General features: G+C 72.7%; 3 protein-coding genes. All 3 read right to left on the reverse strand.

Features of this window, described 5'->3' with window-relative positions:
- Window positions 1–387, reverse strand: a 387-nt coding sequence (locus tag I5E_RS21085; protein WP_042723548.1) for a hypothetical protein, incomplete at its 3' end; no start/stop codon positions are given.
- An 11-nt stretch (window positions 388–398) separates the two neighbouring features.
- Window positions 399–1160 carry a ComEA family DNA-binding protein gene (locus tag I5E_RS23225; RefSeq protein ID WP_083857851.1) on the reverse strand — a complete coding sequence of 254 codons (762 nt, stop codon included), beginning with the start codon at window positions 1158–1160 and terminating at the stop codon, window positions 399–401.
- Between the two features lie 220 nt (window positions 1161–1380).
- Window positions 1381–2553 (reverse strand): class I tRNA ligase family protein (locus I5E_RS03320; RefSeq protein ID WP_022905740.1); only part of this gene is annotated, 1173 nt, incomplete at its 5' end.

The following is a 2553-nucleotide window of genomic DNA, read 5'->3' on the forward strand; positions in this document are numbered from 1 at the left end:
TCCCTCGGTGTCGCCCGCGCCGACGAGGGTCCCGACGACCGAGCGCTCCCCCGGCGCGAGGTCGCGGGTGAGCACGACCTCCACCGTGACCGTCCCCGCACCGTCCAGCGCGACGGGACTCCGGCGGGCGTCGCCGACCACCACCGCGACCGCCACCACGGTGCAGAACGCCGCCGCGACGACGACGATCCCGACGAGGCCGAGGGCACGCTGTGGGCGCTGGACGACGAGCCAGGCGATGCCGCCGCACACCACCACCGCACCGATCAGCACGACCCATCCGGCACGCTCGGGCGACCCGACCAGCAGCGCGGCACCGACCCACGCGGCCGCCGCGGGCAGGGCCACGCGCAGGTCGCGGACGCCGGGCGTCGTCTCGACGGCCACCGGGAGGCCGATCAGACCCGCACGCGGTCGCGGAGCTCCGCGAACCGAGCGTCACCGATGCCGCTGACGTCGAGCAGGTCCTCCACCGCGGCGAAGCGTCCGTGCTCGTCACGCCATGCGAGGATCCGACCCGCGAGCGACGGGCCGATCCCCGGGAGCGTCTCGAGCGCGGTCTGGTCCGCCGAGTTGAGGTCGACGACGGTGCCGCTGGACGCACCAGTGGCCCCAGCCCCGACGTCGGCGCCCGCGCCCGGCGGACCGTCGACGGGCTCCGGGATCGCGGTCTCCCCCGTCGCCGGAACGTACAACCGCTCCCCGTCGGCCAGTACCCGCGCGAGGTTCACCCGGCTCAGGTCGGCATCGTCACGCGCACCGCCCGCCCGGTCGACCGCGTCGGACACCCGGCTGCCGGCGGCCAGGGTGACGAGGCCCGGCCGCGCGACCGCTCCGAGGACGTGCACCACCACCCGGTCGGCCACGGCCGAGGCGGACGGCGACGACCCGCGGACGCCGGGGGACCCAGGACCGCCCGTCGCCGCGGTGGACGACCGGACGGACGGCGCTCCGGTGACCGTCAGCGCACCACCACCGTCGTCCGGTGCGGACGAGCCCGACCGGGCTCCGAGCAGCACCACGACCAGGGCGATGACGACCACCACGGCAGCCAGGAGCACCGCGGCACGGGGCGACACCGCCAGCGCGGCGAACCGCGACGAGGACGAAGACAAGGACGAGGGCGACGAGGACCCGGACCGACCATCACCAGACGACATGCCGGCACGCTACGGACGCACCACGCCCGACCGGGGGCCCGCCCGGAGACCGGTGGACCACCGGACGGTCCGCTCGCCTGTGGAGGAACGACCGGAACGACCACACCGACCGGAACGACTGAACGGGCCGGAACGACCAGACGGACCGGACCGACCAGAACGACCAGCCTGACCGGACCGCCCGGACCGACCGGACCGCGCGGACCGACCCGCCGGAGCGCTACCCCTTGATGGCGATGTTCACGAGCTTCGGCGCCCGCACGATCACCTTCACGATCTCGCGCTCACCGATGTACCGCTGCACGTTCGCCGACGCCCGCGCCATGGCCTCCAGCTCCGCGGGCTCGATCGACTTCGACACCTCGAACGAGTCCCGCACCTTGCCGTTGACCTGCACGACCGCCGTCAGCGACTCCTGCACGAGCAGCGTCGGGTCGGCCTTCCGCCACCCGTACGTGGCGACGGTCGGCTCGTAGCCCAGCTTCTCCCACATCTCCTCGCCGACGTACGGCGCGAAGACCGCGAGCCCGAGCGTGATGGTCTCGACGGCCTCGCGCACGGCGGGGTCGGCCGCGCCGGGCCCGTTGTCGATCGCCTTGCGGGTGACGTTCACCAGGTCCATCAGCCGCGCGATCACGACGTTGAACTTGAACGACTCCATCATCCCCGGCGCATCGGCCAGGAAGCGGTGCGTGACCTGCCGCAGCGCACGGTCGCCGTCCGCCCACACGACGTCGGGCGACGAGGTGACGTCGAGCGCCAGTCGGTACGCACGGGCGAGGAAGCGTGCCGAGGCGGACGGTGAGACGTCCTCCCAGTTGATGTCGTCCTCCGGCGGACCGGCGAAGCCCATCACCAGGCGGATGGCGTCGACCCCGTTCGCGTCGAGCTCGTCACCGAGCGAGACGCCGCCCTTCGACTTCGACATCTTCGAGCCGCCGGACAGCACCATGCCCTGGTTCAGCAGTGCCGAGAAGGGCTCGGTGAAGTCGAGGTAGCCGAGGTCGAACAGGACCTTGGTGACGAAGCGCGCGTAGAGCAGGTGCAGGATCGCGTGCTCGATGCCGCCGATGTACTGGTCGACGGGGGCCCACTTGCGAGCGACCGCGGGGTCGAACGCCTGCGTGTCGTCGTTCGCGGCGAGGAAGCGCAGGAAGTACCACGACGAGTCCACGAAGGTGTCCATCGTGTCGGTGTCGCGGAGCGCGGGGGTGCCGTCCACGGGGTTCGGGACGTTCACCCAGTCGGTCGCGCCACCGAGGGGCGAGGTGCCCTTCGGCTTGAGGTCGAGGCCGTCGGTCTCGGGCAGCCGCACCGGCAGCTGCTCCATGGGCACCGGGTGCTCGGTGCCGTCGGCTCCGTGGATGATCGGGATCGGGGTGCCCCAGAACCG

The organism is Curtobacterium sp. B18, from assembly GCF_000333375.1.
Taxonomy (GTDB): domain Bacteria; phylum Actinomycetota; class Actinomycetes; order Actinomycetales; family Microbacteriaceae; genus Curtobacterium.